Source organism: Fructobacillus evanidus (assembly GCF_963580165.1).
Lineage (GTDB): Bacteria > Bacillota > Bacilli > Lactobacillales > Lactobacillaceae > Fructobacillus > Fructobacillus evanidus.
In genome coordinates, this window is the sequence record NZ_CAUZLM010000011.1 from 1 (window position 1) to 17,083 (window position 17,083).

Annotated in this window: 12 protein-coding genes; 10 read left to right on the forward strand and 2 right to left on the reverse strand. The window is 43.2% G+C overall.

Annotated features, from left to right (window positions below):
• The first annotated feature begins 241 nt into the window (after window positions 1-241).
• From AABI08_RS07465 to AABI08_RS07480, 4 genes are all read left to right on the forward strand, one after another.
• The gene (locus AABI08_RS07465; protein ID WP_338344313.1) at window positions 242-5,062 is read left to right on the forward strand and encodes a glycoside hydrolase family 70 protein; all 4,821 of its coding nucleotides are present in this window, start codon (window positions 242-244) and stop codon (window positions 5,060-5,062) included.
• 508 nt (window positions 5,063-5,570) lie between these two features.
• A complete protein-coding gene (locus AABI08_RS07470; RefSeq protein WP_338344315.1) occupies window positions 5,571-6,299 on the forward strand; it encodes a hypothetical protein in 729 nt (242 codons plus the stop codon).
• Window positions 6,300-6,550: 251 nt separating this feature from the next.
• Window positions 6,551-8,095 carry a glycoside hydrolase family 68 protein gene (locus AABI08_RS07475; protein ID WP_338344317.1) on the forward strand — a complete coding sequence of 515 codons (1,545 nt, stop codon included), beginning with the start codon at window positions 6,551-6,553 and terminating at the stop codon, window positions 8,093-8,095.
• Between the two features lie 543 nt (window positions 8,096-8,638).
• The gene (locus AABI08_RS07480; RefSeq protein WP_338344319.1) at window positions 8,639-9,562 is read left to right on the forward strand and encodes an aldo/keto reductase; all 924 of its coding nucleotides are present in this window, start codon (window positions 8,639-8,641) and stop codon (window positions 9,560-9,562) included.
• Between the two features lie 142 nt (window positions 9,563-9,704).
• Here the strand turns inward: AABI08_RS07480 and rpsT are convergent, their stop codons facing one another.
• Both rpsT and rpsO read right to left on the reverse strand, forming a co-directional pair.
• Entirely contained in the window at window positions 9,705-9,956 is a 252-nt protein-coding gene (rpsT, locus tag AABI08_RS07485) for a 30S ribosomal protein S20 (RefSeq protein WP_047974211.1), read from the reverse strand.
• A gap of 46 nt (window positions 9,957-10,002) precedes the next feature.
• Window positions 10,003-10,272, reverse strand: a complete 270-nt coding sequence (gene rpsO, locus AABI08_RS07490; RefSeq protein WP_047974261.1) for a 30S ribosomal protein S15 — start codon at window positions 10,270-10,272, stop codon at window positions 10,003-10,005.
• A 299-nt stretch (window positions 10,273-10,571) separates the two neighbouring features.
• Between rpsO and gatC the strand changes: the two genes are divergently transcribed.
• The 6 genes from gatC to AABI08_RS07520 all read left to right on the forward strand — a co-directional run bounded on the left by gatC (window position 10,572) and on the right by AABI08_RS07520 (window position 17,075).
• On the forward strand, window positions 10,572-10,880 hold the full coding sequence (gatC, locus tag AABI08_RS07495; protein WP_047974212.1) for an Asp-tRNA(Asn)/Glu-tRNA(Gln) amidotransferase subunit GatC: 309 nt from the start codon (window positions 10,572-10,574) through the stop codon (window positions 10,878-10,880).
• The gene (gene gatA / locus AABI08_RS07500) at window positions 10,880-12,343 is read left to right on the forward strand and encodes an Asp-tRNA(Asn)/Glu-tRNA(Gln) amidotransferase subunit GatA (protein ID WP_338344323.1); all 1,464 of its coding nucleotides are present in this window, start codon (window positions 10,880-10,882) and stop codon (window positions 12,341-12,343) included. The genes gatC and gatA overlap by 1 nt, the downstream gene beginning before the upstream one ends.
• A gap of 11 nt (window positions 12,344-12,354) precedes the next feature.
• On the forward strand, window positions 12,355-13,806 hold the full coding sequence (gatB, locus tag AABI08_RS07505; protein WP_338344645.1) for an Asp-tRNA(Asn)/Glu-tRNA(Gln) amidotransferase subunit GatB: 1,452 nt from the start codon (window positions 12,355-12,357) through the stop codon (window positions 13,804-13,806).
• A 153-nt stretch (window positions 13,807-13,959) separates the two neighbouring features.
• Window positions 13,960-15,024: a diacylglycerol kinase family lipid kinase gene (locus AABI08_RS07510; RefSeq protein WP_059393514.1), complete on the forward strand. Its 1,065-nt coding sequence runs from the start codon at window positions 13,960-13,962 to the stop codon at window positions 15,022-15,024.
• Window positions 15,025-15,026: 2 nt separating this feature from the next.
• A complete protein-coding gene (rlmD, locus tag AABI08_RS07515; RefSeq protein ID WP_338344325.1) occupies window positions 15,027-16,412 on the forward strand; it encodes a 23S rRNA (uracil(1939)-C(5))-methyltransferase RlmD in 1,386 nt (461 codons plus the stop codon).
• Between the two features lie 66 nt (window positions 16,413-16,478).
• On the forward strand, window positions 16,479-17,075 hold the full coding sequence (locus tag AABI08_RS07520) for a GNAT family N-acetyltransferase (RefSeq protein ID WP_338344326.1): 597 nt from the start codon (window positions 16,479-16,481) through the stop codon (window positions 17,073-17,075).
• The last annotated feature ends 8 nt before the right edge of the window (window positions 17,076-17,083 follow it).

Consider the following 17,083-nt stretch of genomic DNA (forward strand, 5'->3'; position numbering starts at 1 on the left):
GAATAGCTCAAAGAATTTCTCCTCATGGTTTGTCTAGCAACTACCATTGTAAAGAATTCTTTGGGTTTTTTGTTTTTCAATTATCGTTCGAATTAATTATAGAATCTGCCTTTATAAAAAAATGTTATATTACAGTTTTATTAAATGAAAATATAGAATTTTTCCATGAAACATCATATAATAGGATTGTTTGCGTCACTTTATGACATGATAAATTTATTTAGGAGAGTTGGACTTTAGAATGAGAAAGAAACTGTATAAAGCTGGGAAAATGTGGGTTGCTGCAGCTGCTACTGTGGTAGCAGTTCTTGCCATGGGTGGAGGAACAGCTCGTGTGTCTGCTGATTCTACGACGAATACAACAACCACAACAACGGTTACTGCTCCAACGAGTAATCAAAATAACCAATCAACCCCGTCAACAAATCCGTTAAATTCGAACAACAACAATAATAACTCGGTGACGGTTAATACAGATGGTAAAACGTCTACTATTACCAACACTACTGGTTCAACAACTACTATTACGACTGGTGGGGATACAACACCACAAATTTTGAATTATATTGGTGGTGTTGATGGTAGTTATCAGCCTTCGTCAGATGGCGGCTACCAATTTATCTTAAAAAGCACTGGAAAACCATTGACCGGCCTACGTCAGATTGATGGTGCATTGCACTATTTTGATGAAAATACTGGTGATCAAGTTAAAGGTAGTATCAAAACCGTTGGGTCAGATACCTACTACTTTGAAGCGGGGTCTGGTGATGCCGCTAAGGGCATCCAGACGATTAATGGTAAAGTTTATGGTTTCGGTGATGACTTTAAGCAAGTAAAGAACGGCTTTGTCACTGATGCTAATAACAATACTTACTACTTTGATGCTAATGGAAATACTACAACTGGCCTTCAAACAGTTGATGGTAAAATTTATTTAATCAATAATCAAGGCCAAGTAACGAAGGGGGGGGACGGACCAACAACCATTAATGGCGTTCAATATTACTTTGACCATAATGATGGACACGCAACAATTGCCAACCAACAGCAATTTAATACTGGTGTTACATCAACATCAAATGATTACACGGCCCATAACCAGTTAGCGTCTGTTTCTAAATCAGCTATCGATAACGTCGATGGTTATATTACAGCTGCTTCTTGGTACCAACCTAAGGATATCTTGCAAGATGGACAAACTTGGGTGGCCTCACAATCAACTGATCGCCGTCCATTGTTGATGACTTGGTGGCCAGATAAGCAGACACAGGCAGCCTATATTAACTTTATGATTTCACAGCAGCTGTATAGCGGTGCAAAGGTGGACGCCTCTTCAACCTCACAGGCTGATTTGAATACGGCTGCTAACCAGATTCAAGCTGCGATTGAAAAGAAGATTACGGCTCAAGGTGGTTCAACTGCTTGGCTGCAAACTTTGATGACTCAATTCATTGCTACTCAAAGTCAGTGGAACATCACGAGTGAATCTCCAAGTGCGACCGATGGATTGCAAGGTGGAACGTTAGCATACAGCAATAGTACGAATACTCCTTGGGCAAATTCAGATTATCGCTACTTGAACCGTACCCCTTCTAACCAAACAGGATCAGATAGCTATTTCGGCGGTTACGAATTCCTGTTGGCTAACGATGTTGATAACTCGAATCCAACGGTTCAAGCAGAACAATTGAATTGGTTGTACTACCTATTGAACTTCGGTTCAATTACGGCAAATGATCCAAGCGCCAACTTTGACAGTTACCGGATTGATGCGGTTGATAACGTTGATGCCGATTTGCTACAAATTGCAGCTGAATATATGAAGGCTGCTTACGGTGTTGATAAAAACAATGCTAACGCAAACCAGCATTTATCAATTTTGGAAGATTGGGATTATAACGATTATCAGTACAGTGGTGATACTGGTGCTAACCAATTGACAATGGACTTTAAAACCCAAGTTCAGTTAGTTTCTTCTTTGACCAAAAACCCAACTCAACGTGATAACATGGCTCGTTTCTTGCAATGGTATAACGTTGATCGTAGTAACGATAATACTGAAAATCAGGCAGTTCCAAATTATTCATTCTTGCGGGCCCATGATAGTCAAGTTCAAACAATTATTGCGCAAATTATTAATGATTACTATCCCGGCGCCGATGGATTCCGTCCCACTGCAGATCAGTTAGCAACGGCATTTAAGATTTACGATGCCGACCAACAGTCAACCAATAAGCGGTATACAATGTACAACGTGCCCGCTGCTTACGCAATGTTGTTGACAAATAAAGATACGATTCCCCGTGTCTACTATGGCGATTTGTATACCGATGATGGCCAGTACATGGCTACCAAGTCGCCATATTATGATGCCATTAGCACATTGCTCCAAGATCGTGTGAAATATGTTGCCGGTGGACAAACAATGGCAACAGGTTCATGGGATGGGGCAGCCAATAAAAATACTGAGCGAACCGACATTTTGACATCGGTTCGCTATGGTAAAGATTTAATGAACGCTACTGATGTTGATGCTAGCGGAAATACACAGCGAACTGATGGAATTGGTGTCATTGTAAGTAATAACCAAAACTTGCAATTGGGTGCCAATGAGAAGGTTGTCCTCCACATGGGTGCTTCTCACAAGAACCAGCTTTTCCGTGCTGCTTTGCTTTCAACGCAGAATGGTTTGCAGGTTTATTCATCTGATAGTGGTGCACCAACTATGATGACGGATGCTAACGGTGACCTGATTTTTGATTCAACGTGGGTATACGGTGTTAGCGATCCGCAGGTATCAGGATACCTAGCTGTTTGGGTACCTGTTGGCGCTTCTGCTGATCAAGATTCTCGTTCATTAACGGATTCTTCAAATTCTGCAACATCAACTGATGGCAAGACACTGCATTCGAATGCGGCACTTGATTCAAATGTCATTTATGAAGGCTTCTCAAACTTCCAAGCAATGCCAATACAGACAAGTGAGTATACGAACGTTAAGATTGCACAGAATGCTAACTTGTTTAAGTCATGGGGAGTGACAAGCTTCCAATTTGCACCACAGTACCGCTCAAGTACAGATAGTACTTTTTTGGATTCGATTATCAAGAACGGTTATTCATTTACTGATCGTTATGATCTAGGATTTAATAACGCCGACGGTACACCAAATCCAACTAAATATGGAACTGATGAGCAATTGCGCGAAGCAATTAAGGCTGTTCACGCAGTTGGTATTCAGGCAATGGCCGACTGGGTCCCAGATCAGTTATATAACCTACCAGGTCAAGAAGCAGTAACGGCTACTCGTACAGATGGCGAAGGTACTGCAGTCCAGGGATCAAACTTTAATAATTTAGTTTATATTGCGAATACAATGAGTAGTGGAACGGATTACCAATCTAAGTATGGTGGTGCGTTCTTAGCAAAGTTGAAAGCATTGTATCCAAGCTTATTTGAGACCAAGCAAATTTCAACGGGTAAGCCCATTGATGGTGATACGCGCATTACGCAATGGTCCGCAAAATATTTGAATGGAACGAATATTTTAGGCCGTGGAACAGGTTTCGTCCTTCGTGATTCAGCAACAAGTAATTACTTCCTTATCCAAGATGGTTCAGGTTCATTTTTGCCAATGCAATTGTTGAATCAAGATTCTGTTTCTGGATTCGAAGAAGATTCTAAGGGAATCAGGTACTATTCATATAGTGGTTACGAAGCTAAGAACGCCTTTGTTCAAGATTCAAAGGGTAACTGGTACTACTTCGATAATAATGGCTACATGGTAACTGGTGATCAAACCATTAATGGCGGAAAGTATATTTTCCTTGCTAACGGGATTGAATTGCGGAACCACTTCTGGACTCGATCAGATGGTGCCGAATTCTATGTTGGAAACGATGGACAAGCTGTACAAGGTTTCCAAATTATTGATGGCGAGGCTTATGACTTTGGAACAGATGGCACTTATAATTTGAAGTCACGCCCAACTGGCTATTATAAGGATGCCCAAGGTTGGAAGTGGTTTGAAAATGGTGTTGTTTATACCGGAATCAAGTCTTACGAAAACGGCTATTACTACTTTAACAGCGGTGTTCGCGTCGAGAATACTTGGGAAACAGTTTATGGTAACCAATATTACTTTGGTAATGACGGAAAGGCTGTCCAAGGCGTTCAAGTTATTGATGGTCAAGCTTACGACTTTGGAACAGACGGCACTTATACGATAAAGTCACGCCCATCCGGTTACTTGAACAGTAACTTAGGTTGGATGTGGTTCAATAACGGCCAACTTTATACTGGTTTCCAAAACTACATGGGCGCCTACTATTGGTTTGACAGTGGTGTTCGCCAACAAAACAAGTGGGAAACTGCTTGGGGATTGAAGTATTATGTTGGTGATGATGGTCGAACAGTTGAAGGAATTCACGCCATCGACGGTCATGCATATGACTTTGGTACCGATGGAACTTTCAATGTGAAGGGACCAGCTAGTGGCTACTTGAATGACGGTAGAAACTGGATGTGGTATGAAGGTGGAAACCCATATACTGGTTTCCGCTACTACATGGGCACTTACTACTGGTTCGAAAATGGCTTGCGTCAAGATAATGCTTGGCATCAAGCTTGGGGTCTGACATATTACACAGGTGCAGACGGTCGAGCAGTTCAAGGTGTGCAAAACATCAATGGTAAGCTTTACTACTTCGGTAATGACGGCACATTCTTTATGCGGACAAACCAAGAAGTAAACGACAATGGTACTATTTACTATGCCAATGCGGATGGTAGCTTGACACCAAAGGAAGGCTACATCTGGGATGGTTCGCCAGCAAACGGTGGCTATCGTTGGTATGAAGACGGTCAATTGTATACCGGCTTCCGTTACTACATGGGAACGTATTACTGGTTTGTTGATGGTGTTCGTCAAAACCAGGGATGGCGTCAAGCATGGGGTCTGACATACTGGACAGATGCTGATGGCCGAGCAGTACAAGGCAACCAAAGCATTGATGGTAAGAACTATTACTTTGGTAATGATGGTACTTATTATTTGCGGTAATAAGATAATGTTTTGATGCTTAATAGGTAAAAAAGCCAAGCTCGAAAGAGCTTGGTTTTTTTACAAAAAATGATATTAACTTCAAAATAATTGACCACGATGCATTTGTGTAGTTGAGATAATTTTATTTACTATAAAAGACAATTTTTGGTGCAGATAAAATTTTTTTAAAGTTAAAATTGGCGTTAGTTAGTTAGTTAGTTAGTTAGTTGGCTGAGGTAAGTTGTTGGTCTGATATAGATAATTTTATGATTTAGGCCCTGAAAGTATTAAAAGTAAGAGTTCTGTTATCTTTGTGGTAATAATATTTATTGCTTGCGTTAATTGGATAGATTTAGCTGAGATAGCAACCTTCATTTAAAGCAGATTTAACATAAGAATGTTCTAATGTGAAGAAAGTATATTGACGCTAAGTAATATTGCATATATACTTGAAACGTCAAGTTACGTTAGTGTTGAATGATGATGCTAGGGTGCAGGGATAATATAAATATAAGGAGTCTGCAAGATGTTTAGAAACAAGAAAATCTTGCTAACTATGACAGCGGTGACTGTCGTTTTAACACTGGGGGCCACTACTTTTATTGTTAATGCTGTTACGAATCCAACTGATCAAGAACAAGGATTTATAGCGAAAAAGAAAAGTAGTTCGGCCCAATCTTCTAGTGAGAAAAGTGTTTCTTCGATTAGTCCAAAAGCGCAGTCGGCAACTAGTAGCAGTCAGAATGCAGCTGTGACAAGTTCTAATACTGGTAAACAGGGTGCTAATTCTAGCTCCAATATGGGTACTAGTTCCAGCACAAATTCATCTTCAACTTCGTCTACTTCGACCCCATCGGTAAGCAATACTCTTACTCAAGACGATTTTCGTTCTAGTGATGATTTAGCCTATCGTATGATTGTCCTCTACGGTTTGGCCCATGGGGATGATCAATGGCAGAAGTTGAGTTTGATGCAGTCAAAAGGAATTATTTTAACAAAGGTTGCCAATCAGTCGAATCCAACATTCGTAGCTAAAGTTGTTGATGGTACCGATAGCGACATTGCTTATTATAAGTACTTGATGAATGATACAAGTACGGCAAGCCAAAACGGGACAAAGCCGATGTTATTTAGTCAGAATAGCACTACTGACTATCGAGCATCAATTGCTGATGTTTTGAACTATGTGAACTCAATTGGTGGTCGTCAAGCAGTACAAAAAATGAAGTTTCAGTTGGTTGAAACTTCAAACTAAATTTTATTAAACTGTGTCGAAAGCACGTGATAATTTTTATCACGTGCTTTTTGAATAAAGATTTAAAGCCGTACTTTATTGATATGGGAAGGCAAGAAATGTTTCGTTAAAAATTAAAAAATTAAATGCAGAATGATAGGTTATATTTTCCAGGTTGGGGTGAATGTTTAGAGATGATTATCTTTAATTTCTGCTAATATAGTTATTGTGTTAATTTTACGAAAGACCCCTTAGGAATGGGATAATTAATAATGACTAAAAGAAAAAAAGTATTGATTCTGCTAAGCTTTTGCCTCCTAATCATTGGTATTGGTTTAGGAACCTTCAGCCATTTTCAAACCAAAAATGAATCCACAAAAACGACGAATTTGACTGATAAAATCGGGCAAGTGGCTCACTATACGCGAGCTGAAATGAATAAGATTCCAGAATTATTATCAAATAAACAGTATTTAGCCCCAACAATCGACCATGAATCCTTGCAACAAGAGATTCCGGGCGCTAAGGTTTATGATGAAACAACTGGTAAAACGGTGAGGATGGATGTCTGGGACTCTTGGCCAGTAACCAACCCCGATGGGACAGTGGCTAATTTCCATGGCTATCGACTAGTTGTTGGTTTAACGGCTAAGAACGGTCGCTATTCAGGAGCGCCCACGAAGATGGGGCTGTTCTTGCAGAAAAATAATGCCAAGCAGGATGACTTGAGTACTTGGCACTTTGTGGGTTACGTCTTTAACTCAAAAACTGAGGGGATTGCCGACAAAGATTACGACAAGTATTTGCAGAACTCTGTTGGTGAATGGTCTGGATCAACCGTTTTGATGAAAACCAAGGATAATAGCCTCCGCTTTTTCTATGCAAACGCATATAAAGAAAGTGGTCTATCAGCTCAGGTTTTGACAACAGCTCAAATTACGGTGAATCCAAAAGATAGCAAAAACTGGTCGTCCGGATTGACCATTGACCATACAAAGACAACCGATCGAAAAACAGTCTTTTCGGGTGACGGTAAAATTTATCAAACCGCTGACCAAGGTGAAGGAAAGGGAAACTATTTTAGCGACGACATCACGTTGCGTGACCCACACTTTGTTCAAGATGGTGATAAGTACTACCTTGCCTTTGAAGGCAATACCGGACCCGAGTATAACTACCAAGGCGCCAACAACTTTACTAACCAAGCTTATTATGGAAAATCAGCTTTCTTTAAGAGTGATTCAGCACGCCTACTGTCCAATAAGAATACAGCAGAGTATGAAAAGACTTATTTTGCTAATGGTGCCATTGGAAAGGTCGAATTGAATAAAGACTTTTCTGTTAAAAAGGTAATGAAACCAATGGTCACTGGGAACGCAACCAATGATGAATTAGAACGAATTAACCTCTTCAAACACAATGGCCGTTGGTACGTCTTTACATCAACTTGGGGCTTCCATATGGCAACTGATAATGAAGCCATCACGAAAAATTCTTACTTGCTAGGATTTAGCTCTGACGAAGGCATTAACGGCACCTACAAGCCACTGAATTCAAATGGCTTAGTGATTGCCGGCCAAGGTGAGGGCAATAATCCAACAAGTTTTACTTATTCTTACCTAGTTATTCCGAATGGCAATGATAAAAGCAATCGCTTTGTTGTGACCTCTTTTGAAAAGAATAGTACCTTTGCGCCAAGCTATTTGTTGAATATCAATGGGAACAAAACTTCGATGATTACTAACAAAATCTTGGGTCAGGGTGTTTTGACTGATAATGGTAAGTACTTTAGTGCTAGCCCGCAAAAGTTAAAATAAAGATGCAGACTGAACCAGTTGCCGATATTTAACCGGTGACTGGTTTTTTGTTGCTAATTTTATAATTCATAGATAGCACTATTTTACTACCCATCATCCCCATAAACAAGTAAAATACCACCTAGGTGGTATCTTATGAAAGTTAAAGAGAAAATGATGCTACGAAGAGGGGAGAGAATCATGTTATTACCGATAATGATACTGGTTTTTGCAATTGGAATCTTTGTGTACGTAATGCTCTTAGTGGGTTATGTAGCATACAAAATTATTTTCTTAATTTTGAAATTAATTGTGAACGTCATTAGTGATCATCTGTCGATGAGACGGACAAAAAAACATTCAGAAAGATAGAATAAGGGACTGAAAGCTGTTTCGTGAATTTTCACAGAAAAGTTGGAGTCATATCGAGAAAAACGATAATCTTGCTGATTTTAAAACAGGTATTTTCAATCTTACCTTTTCAACGACCGGTTTGTTAGTTTACAATACTTATGAACGATTTTTTAAAACAACACACGTAACGGATTCAGGAGGAACAAACGCATGGCAAAAGAAGTAACAATTGGCAAGACCGATGTGAAGACAACCAAGCTTGGTTTGGGGACCAACAAGGTCGGTGGCCACAACCTTTTTCCTGGTTTGAAGGATGAAGACGGCTATGCCTTGGTCAAAGAAGCCTTGGACGCAGGGGTGGTCTTGATTGATACTGCCTATATGTACGGGGAAGGTCGGTCCGAGGAAATTATCGGTGATGTCATCCAAGATTATGACCGGTCAAAGATTGTGATTGCGACTAAGGGTGCTCAGGATGCCAGCAACGGTAACAAGCCCAACAACAGCCCAGCATTCTTGAAGCAGGCCGTCGAGGACTCCTTGAAGCGTTTGAAGACGGATTATATCGATATCTTCTATATCCACTTCCCAGATGAAGCAACACCAAAGGACGAGGCTGTTGCTGCATTGAACGAATTGAAGGAAGCCGGTAAGATTCGTGCAATTGGGGTGTCAAACTTTAGCCTTGATCAAATTAAAGAAGCGAATAAGAATAACCAGGTTGATATTGTCGAAGACCACTACAGCTTGGTTTATCGTGGGACTGAAAAGGATGAGTGGACTTACTTGAAGGAAAATCAGATTTCCTTTGTCCCATACTTCCCATTGGCATCTGGCCTTTTGACGGGTAAGTACACAAAGGACGATTACGCTAAGTTTGAAAAGCAATATAGCCAGGACCAATTTAATACCATTTTGTCTGCCTTGGACAAGGTGAAGGCGATTGCCGATGACCATGGAGTCACTGTTGCCCAAACAATTTTGGCTTGGTACATTGCTAACCCTGCCGTTGGTGCCGTGATTCCTGGTGCGCGCAATGCTGATCAGGTGAAAGCAAACGTTAAGGCCTTGGATGTTGACTTGACACAAGCCGAATATGAACAAATTGATCAGGCGTTTGTAGCTTTTAAGTAATCACGATTAGAAGATCAGCAGCTGGTCATGATTGTGCAAGTCATGAGCGATAGTTGACAACTTGCTAGCAAATAAATGATCTCAACAAAAAATCCCCCAACTCGCAAAGAGTTGGGGGATTTCGTTTATCAATATTAATTGATTACTTTACGTACTTAGCCAAACGTGACTTTTGACGTGAAGCCTTGTTCTTCTTGATCAATCCCTTTGATTGGGCGTGATCGATAGCTGATGATACTTGCTTGTACATTTCAGCAGTATCAGCAGATCCGGCCTTGGCAGCCTTCAAGAAGCGCTTAACGGCAGTGCGGTAAGCTGACTTTTGTGGTTCGTTACGATCGTGCTGCTTAGCACTCAAACGAACTCGTTGAATTGATGATTCAATAATTGGCATATGTCCGTCTCCTTAAATTTGATTCTGGTTATTTGTAAGCAAAAGCTTAACGACGCAAACCTAAGCGCTTGATCAATTCACGGTAACGCGTAACGTCAGTACCACGGAGGTAACGGAGCAAGTTACGACGGCGACCGATCTTCTTCAAAAGACCACGTTGTGAATGAAAATCATGCTTGTGCGTTTCCATGTGACCGTTCAATTCGTTGATGTCAGCAGTCAAAACTGCAACTTGAACTTCCACTGAACCAGTATCGCCTTCATGGCGGGCATATTCCTTCATGATTTCGTTCTTACGTTCTTGTGTAAGGGCCATAATCATTTCCACCTTTCTTAAATGTCTCCAAGTGCTGAGAGAAACGACGGTGAGACGTTAATCTAAGGACTTGGACAGTTGTTTTGACAACATGACTAATTATACGGGTTTTTCAAAAAAAATCAAGGATGCCTTGACATTCAAGGAAAAATCAGCTTCTCCCTTTTCTTAATTGGCAAGCATTCTGCCATTTAGCAGGGGCAACTATGGGCTTTTATGGTAGAATAGAACAGTAATTACATCAGAAAGGATAGCCTTGAAAAAGACGAAGAAATCCGCTTTTTCAGGCAGGTGACCCCATGGCAACATCAATTTCAAAAGAAGAAGTCGCTCACGTTGCTGACTTGGCCAAGCTGAGCTTTTCCGACCAGGAACTTGAGCACTTCACTGGACAACTCCAGGAAATCGTGGCAATGTGCGAGAAGATGGCAGAGGTGGATACAACCAATGTCGAGCCAACTTTCTCAGTAACACCGAACGTGAACCATTTACGAGAAGATGTTGCGGATAATTGGCATGAAAAGAAGGCCTTATTGGCCCAAGCACCAGACGAGGCAGCCGACTTAATTAAGGTGCCCGCTATTTTGAACGGGGAGGACGAAGCTTAATGACTTTTAATTATTTTGACAAGACCTTAGCCGACTTGAATGCTGATTTGAAAGCTGGCAAAATCACGGCCGAAGAATTGACCAAGGAAACTTTGGCCAACATTCAGGCAACCGATGAAGACTTGCAAGCTTTCGTCCGGATGCACGAAGACGAAGCCTTAGCCAAGGCCCGTGCCGTTGATGAAAAGGGTGATTTTTCAAATCCTTTGGCTGGTATTCCAATGGCCATCAAGGACAATATCGCCACAAACGGTTTGGAAACAACGGGCGCTTCCCACATTTTGTCAGGGTTCAAGCCAGTTTATGATGCAACGGTCACCACTAAGTTGAACGATGCCGGTGCCGTTATCGTTGGGAAGGCCAACATGGATGAATTCGCCATGGGTGGGTCAACTGAAACTTCTTACTACAAGAAGACGAAGAACGCCTGGGACCACACAAAGGTTCCTGGTGGTTCATCTGGTGGATCGGCTGCGGCCGTTGCTGCTGGTCAGGTCCCTTATGCGCTTGGTTCTGATACTGGTGGATCAATCCGTCAGCCAGCCGCCTTCAACGGTTTGGTGGGGATGAAGCCAACTTATGGTCGAGTATCACGTTTTGGGCTCTTTGCCATGGCTTCATCTTTGGACCAAATCGGTCCATTGACCCGGACGGTCAAGGATAACGCCTTGGTTTTGAATGCCATTTCTGGTTTTGACAAGAAGGACTCAACTTCTGTTGAATTGGACGTTCCTGATTTTGCCGAAAAGATTGGTCAAGACATCAAGGGCATGAAGATTGCCGTGCCTGAAGAATACTTCCAAGAAGGAATTTCAGATGAAGTGGCCACACAGGTTAAGGCTGCCATTGCCCAATTAGAAGCCATGGGAGCAACCGTTGATAAGGTTTCATTGCCACACACGCAATACGGGGTTGCTGCTTACTATATTTTGATGTCATCAGAAGCTTCTTCAAACTTGCAGCGTTACGACGGTATCCGTTACGGTTTCCGTGCACCAGACGCTAAGTCATTGGAAGAAGTTTATAAGAACACTCGAACAGAAGGTTTCGGAGACGAAGTTAAGCGCCGGATTATGTTGGGAACATTCTCTCTTTCAGCTGGTGCCTACGATGCCTTCTTCAAGAAGGCTGCTCAAATTCGAACATTGATTATCGAGGACTTTAATAAGGTCTTTGCTGACTACGATTTGATTGTTGGCCCAACGACACCAACCCAACCTTACGGTATTGGTGAAGAAATCGGTGATCCAAAGACCATGTACTTGGGCGATGTTTTGACGATTCCAGTGAACTTGGCTGGTTTGCCAGGACTGTCCATCAATGCTGGCTTCAATGGTGGCATGCCAGTTGGTATGCAATTGATTGGTAAGCCATTTGATGAAGCAACCCTTTACCAGGTTGCTTATGCCTTTGAACAAGAAAACCACTTCTACGACCAACATCCGGTTGTAGAAGGGAAATAAGGAGGGGACAAATGGCAAACGAAAACTTTGAAACAACCATTGGGCTTGAAGTCCACGTTGAAATGCAGACAAATTCCAAGCTGCTGTCACCCTCACCTGTTCACTATGGGGATGCGCCTAACGAAAACACCAACGTAATCGACTGGGGTTATCCAGGGGTCTTGCCCGTTGCCAACAAGGGTGCTATCGAATACGGTATGCGTGTAGCTTTGGCTTTGCATGCCGAAATCACAGAAGACATTCGTTGGGACCGGAAGAACTACGTTTACCCGGATAACCCAAAGTCATACCAGACAACTCAAATGCGAACACCATTGGGTCGTCATGGCTACTTAGACGTTAACATGCCTGATGGTAGCGTAAAGCGAATTGGGATTGAAGAACTTCACGTCGAGGAAGATGCTGGAAAGAACACGCACGGTACCGATGGTTATTCATACGTTGATTTGAACCGTCAGGGAACACCGTTGGTCGAAATCGTGTCCAAGCCTGATTTGTCTTCACCAGAGGAAGCTTACGCTTACTTGGAACAATTGCGTCGAGTTGTCTTGTTTACGGGTGTTTCGGAAGCTAAGATGCAAGAAGGACAGATGCGAGCTGATGTCAACGTGTCATTGCGTCCACGAGGATCAAAGACTTATGGAACGCGAGTGGAAATGAAGAACATTAACTCCTTCCACTATGTCCAATCTGCCTTGGAATTCGAAGAACGCCGTCAGGCACAGGTTATTCGTTCTGGTGGCAAGGTCCGCCAGGAAACTCGTCGTTACGATGAGCCAACCAAGTCAACGCTCTTGATGCGGGTCAAGGAAGTGGCGGATGATTACCGTTACTTCCCAGAACCTGATTTGTCACCAATCCACATTGATCAAGCCTGGATTGACCGTGTTCAAGCTGAATTGCCAAAGTCAGCTGGAGACCGACAAGTGGCCTATGTCCAGGACCTTGGTTTGGAACAATACGATGCCGAAGTTTTGACACAAACCTTGGCAATGGCGAACTTCTTTGATGCCGCTGTCAATGCTGGGGCTGATTCAAAACCAGCTGCAAAGCGTGTTGCCAACTACTTAATCGGCGACGTGAACGCCTACTTGAACAAGAACCAGGTTGAATTGCAGGATACTGATTTGACTCCTGAAAACTTGGCCGGCATGGTCAAGTTGATTGAAGACGGTACCATTTCAACTAAGCAAGCCAAGAAGGTCTTTGAGGCCATCATGGAAGGTGAAGAGCCAGAAGCCTATGCCAAGGCACAAGGTTTGGTTCAGATTTCTGACCCAGCCGTTTTGACGCTAATGATCAATGAAGTCTTGGACGACAACCCACAGTCAATTGAAGACTTTAAGGGTGGTAAGGACCGAGCAACTGGCTTCTTGATTGGCCAATTGATGAAGAAGTCCAAGGGCCAGGCCAACCCTGGTGTCTTGAACAAGCTTTTGTTAGCCGAGTTAAACAAGCGCTAACCAATAATCAAACAGTAATTGTCGGTTGACCAAAGTGGTTGGCCTTGTTACTGTCATAAAAGCACCGCTTTGCGGGCTTTTGTACATATATTTTAGGAGGAAGTCGAGGCTTTACTGATTTTAGGAATGGTCGGGAAGCTTTGCAGGTAAGTCATGAAACGAGCACGAATTATCTATAACCCTAGTTCGGGTCGGGAAACAGCGAAAAGGGAAATGTTAGACATTATCCGAGTGTATGAAGAGGCGGGGTACGAAACATCGACCTATGCCACCACTCCGGAACCTTTTTCAGCACAAAAGGAAGCGACCCGAGCCGCCTTCGAGGGCTTTGATTTAATCGTAGCCGCTGGTGGTGACGGGACAATCAACGAGGTTGTCAACGGGATTGCGCCCTTGAAGCGTCGGCCTAAAATGGCCATTATTCCGGCTGGGACAACCAACGACTACGCCCGAGCCCTAAAGGTTTCTCGTGATGATCCATTGGAAGCTGCCAAGGTGATTTTGAAAGGGCAGACGATTAAGATGGATATCGGCCGGATTTCGACTAGAGGTGGCTTAGTGGAAGAGGAAGGGCAAATTTTGGCCCCCGCCGATGCCCGCTATTTCATGAATATTGCTGCCTTGGGAACGCTTTCCGAAGTAACGTATGCCGTCCCGTCCGTGATGAAGTCACTTTACGGTTACTTGGCCTACCTGGTTAAGGGTGCCGAGCTACTAACCCGGTTAGAACCCGTGAAGGCCAAGGTTGTTTATGATGACGGCGAGTATGATGGCGACATCTCGATGATTTTCTTGGCTCTAACCAATTCGGTTGGTGGCTTTGAATCCATTGTGCCCGATGCCAAATTAGATGACGGTCAATTTACGCTATTGATTGTTAAGGCTGCTAACCTGTGGCAGATTACGCAGTTGGCCGCTCAGGTTTTGAATGGTTCACACGTGAATAACCCACAGCTGATTTATAAGAAGACGTCAAAGGTTGAAATCACACCGCTATCAGATGATCATCCAATCAAGGTGAACCTTGATGGTGAGTATGGTGGGGATGCGCCAATGACCTTTGAGAACTTAAAACAACATATTGAATTCGTTGCTGATTTGTCAGCCATTGACGTGGATGCAACGAATGCTAAGATTCAAGAAGAGTTCGTGGAACAGGTTGAAGCCCTTGAGGCGACCCAGCACGAACCCAAAGCAGATGAGAAGGAAAATAACTAAGCATGGCTAAAGCCAACCGCACAATTAAACAGGCCGCTCCGGTCCATAAAAATGAAGTCATCACTGCTTCAGTGACCGATTTAACTTATCAAGGCCTTGGCGTGGCGAAGGTGGATGGTTTTCCGCTCTTTGTAACCGATGCTCTTCCAGGTGAAAAGGCCGAAATTTTGGTGACAAAGGTCCTAAAAAATTATGGCTTTGCCCGCGTACAACGTTTGTTGGAAAAATCAGCAGACCGAGTTGAACTAACGGACCAGTTGGCCTTAACGACAGGGATTGCGCCATTAGCCAATTTAGCTTATCCGGCCCAGTTGGCCTGGAAAAAGTCCCAGGTGCAGCAATTATTTAAAAAAGCCCGCCTCGACGTTGAAGTGGCCGATACAATTGGGATGGCAGACCCAACCCATTACCGGAATAAGGCGCAAGTACCAGCGCGAATGATTAACGGTCGCCTAGAAACCGGCTTTTTCCGTCGTGGATCGCACAAGTTGATTCCAACCGATTCCTTCTATATTCAAGACCCAGCCGTGGATGAAGCAATCCGCGTGACACGGGATGTCCTACAAGAGTTTGGCATTTCGGCCTATGATGAAGAAGAGGATCGCGGTGTTATCCGCCATGTCATGGCTCGAATTGGTAAAGCAACCGGTGAATTAATGGTTGTTTTGGTGACGAAAACCAAGAAATTACCAGAAGCAGAGGCCATTGCAGCCGAATTAAAGGCACGTTTGCCAAAGCTTGAATCGGTGATTCAAAATGTCAATAAGGCCCAAACAAACGTGATTATGGGTTATCAAAATCAGATCTTGTGGGGCAAGCCAGCCATTGAGGATATCTTGCTTGGCAAGAAGTACCTGATTGGCCCTAATTCTTTCTACCAGGTCAACCCTGAAACAACTGCTAAGCTTTACCAGTTGGCGAAGGAAAAGGCTGAATTGAAGAAGACCGATATCGTGATTGATGCCTACTGTGGAATCGGAACGATTGCTTTGACTGTGGCGAACGATGTGGCCGAAGTCTATGGGGTCGAATTGGTGGAAGCGGCCATTGACGATGCCGAGGAAAACGCACGCATTAACCAGGTCACCAATAGCCACTTTGTTGCGGCCGATGCGCCAAGTCAGATGCTCAAGTGGGCTGAAGAAGGCCTCAAGGCGGATGTTGTCTTTGTTGATCCGCCTCGCAAGGGCTTAACAGCTGATTTTATTGAAGCCGTTAGTGAAATCAGCCCAAAGCGCCTGGTTTATGTTTCATGTAACCCAGCGACAATGGTGCGTGATATTAAGGATTTGGTGGACCATGGCTACGCCCTTGAGGGTGCTATCCAACCGGTTGACCAGTTCCCGCAAACAACCCATGTGGAAGCAGTGGCAGTGCTGACAAAATAAGCCTAGTTGTCAGTTTGACAAGTAGGCTTTTCTTATTTCAAATACTTTTTAGGATGAGGTATCACCATGGCAACAGATCAAATTATTTTCCGTCCAGCAACAGCAGCCGATGCGGCCGAATTATTAGCGATTTATGCGCCCTACATTCGAGAAACAGCCATCACCTTTGAGTACGATGTACCGACGGTTGCTGAGTTTCAAGCACGGATTGAAACAACGTTAAAGACGCATCCATACATCGTGGCCGTTTTGGATGGCGTGATTTTGGGTTATGCTTATACGAGTCCGATGGGTTCACGCCAAGCCTATGCCTGGTCGGTTGAAACCTCAATTTATATTCGCCAGGATGAGCGTCACCATGGTTTAGGGAAGCGCCTGTACAAAATTATTGAGCAAATTTCTCGTGATCAAAACATTATCAATGTGAATGCCTGCATCGCCGTGCCAAAGGTCGATGATGAACATCTGACATCAAATAGTCGTGATTTTCATGAGCATATGGGTTACCGCTATGTTGGCGCCTTTGACCGGATTGGCTATAAGTTTGATACTTGGTACGACTTGGTCTGGATGCAAAAGGCAGTTGCGGATTATCCAGTAGAGCCAAAGCCGGTGGTGAGCTTTGCCGATTTATTAAAAGATGGTTATCAAATTACTGAATAAAAGAAGTC

Bases quoted from the DNA above. Each gene is read 5' to 3' on its own strand.
- AABI08_RS07470 (WP_338344315.1), top strand. From the start codon at position 5,571: ATGTTTAGAAACAAGAAAATCTTGCTAACTATGACAGCGGTGACTGTC.
- AABI08_RS07465 (WP_338344313.1), top strand. From the start codon at position 242: ATGAGAAAGAAACTGTATAAAGCTGGGAAAATGTGGGTTGCTGCAGCT.
- AABI08_RS07480 (WP_338344319.1), top strand. From the start codon at position 8,639: ATGGCAAAAGAAGTAACAATTGGCAAGACCGATGTGAAGACAACCAAG.
- AABI08_RS07475 (WP_338344317.1), top strand. From the start codon at position 6,551: ATGACTAAAAGAAAAAAAGTATTGATTCTGCTAAGCTTTTGCCTCCTA.
- rpsT (WP_047974211.1), bottom strand. From the start codon at position 9,956: ATGCCAATTATTGAATCATCAATTCAACGAGTTCGTTTGAGTGCTAAG.
- rpsO (WP_047974261.1), bottom strand. From the start codon at position 10,272: ATGGCCCTTACACAAGAACGTAAGAACGAAATCATGAAGGAATATGCC.
- gatB (WP_338344645.1), top strand. From the start codon at position 12,355: ATGGCAAACGAAAACTTTGAAACAACCATTGGGCTTGAAGTCCACGTT.
- AABI08_RS07520 (WP_338344326.1), top strand. From the start codon at position 16,479: ATGGCAACAGATCAAATTATTTTCCGTCCAGCAACAGCAGCCGATGCG.
- gatC (WP_047974212.1), top strand. From the start codon at position 10,572: ATGGCAACATCAATTTCAAAAGAAGAAGTCGCTCACGTTGCTGACTTG.
- gatA (WP_338344323.1), top strand. From the start codon at position 10,880: ATGACTTTTAATTATTTTGACAAGACCTTAGCCGACTTGAATGCTGAT.
- AABI08_RS07510 (WP_059393514.1), top strand. From the start codon at position 13,960: ATGAAACGAGCACGAATTATCTATAACCCTAGTTCGGGTCGGGAAACA.
- rlmD (WP_338344325.1), top strand. From the start codon at position 15,027: ATGGCTAAAGCCAACCGCACAATTAAACAGGCCGCTCCGGTCCATAAA.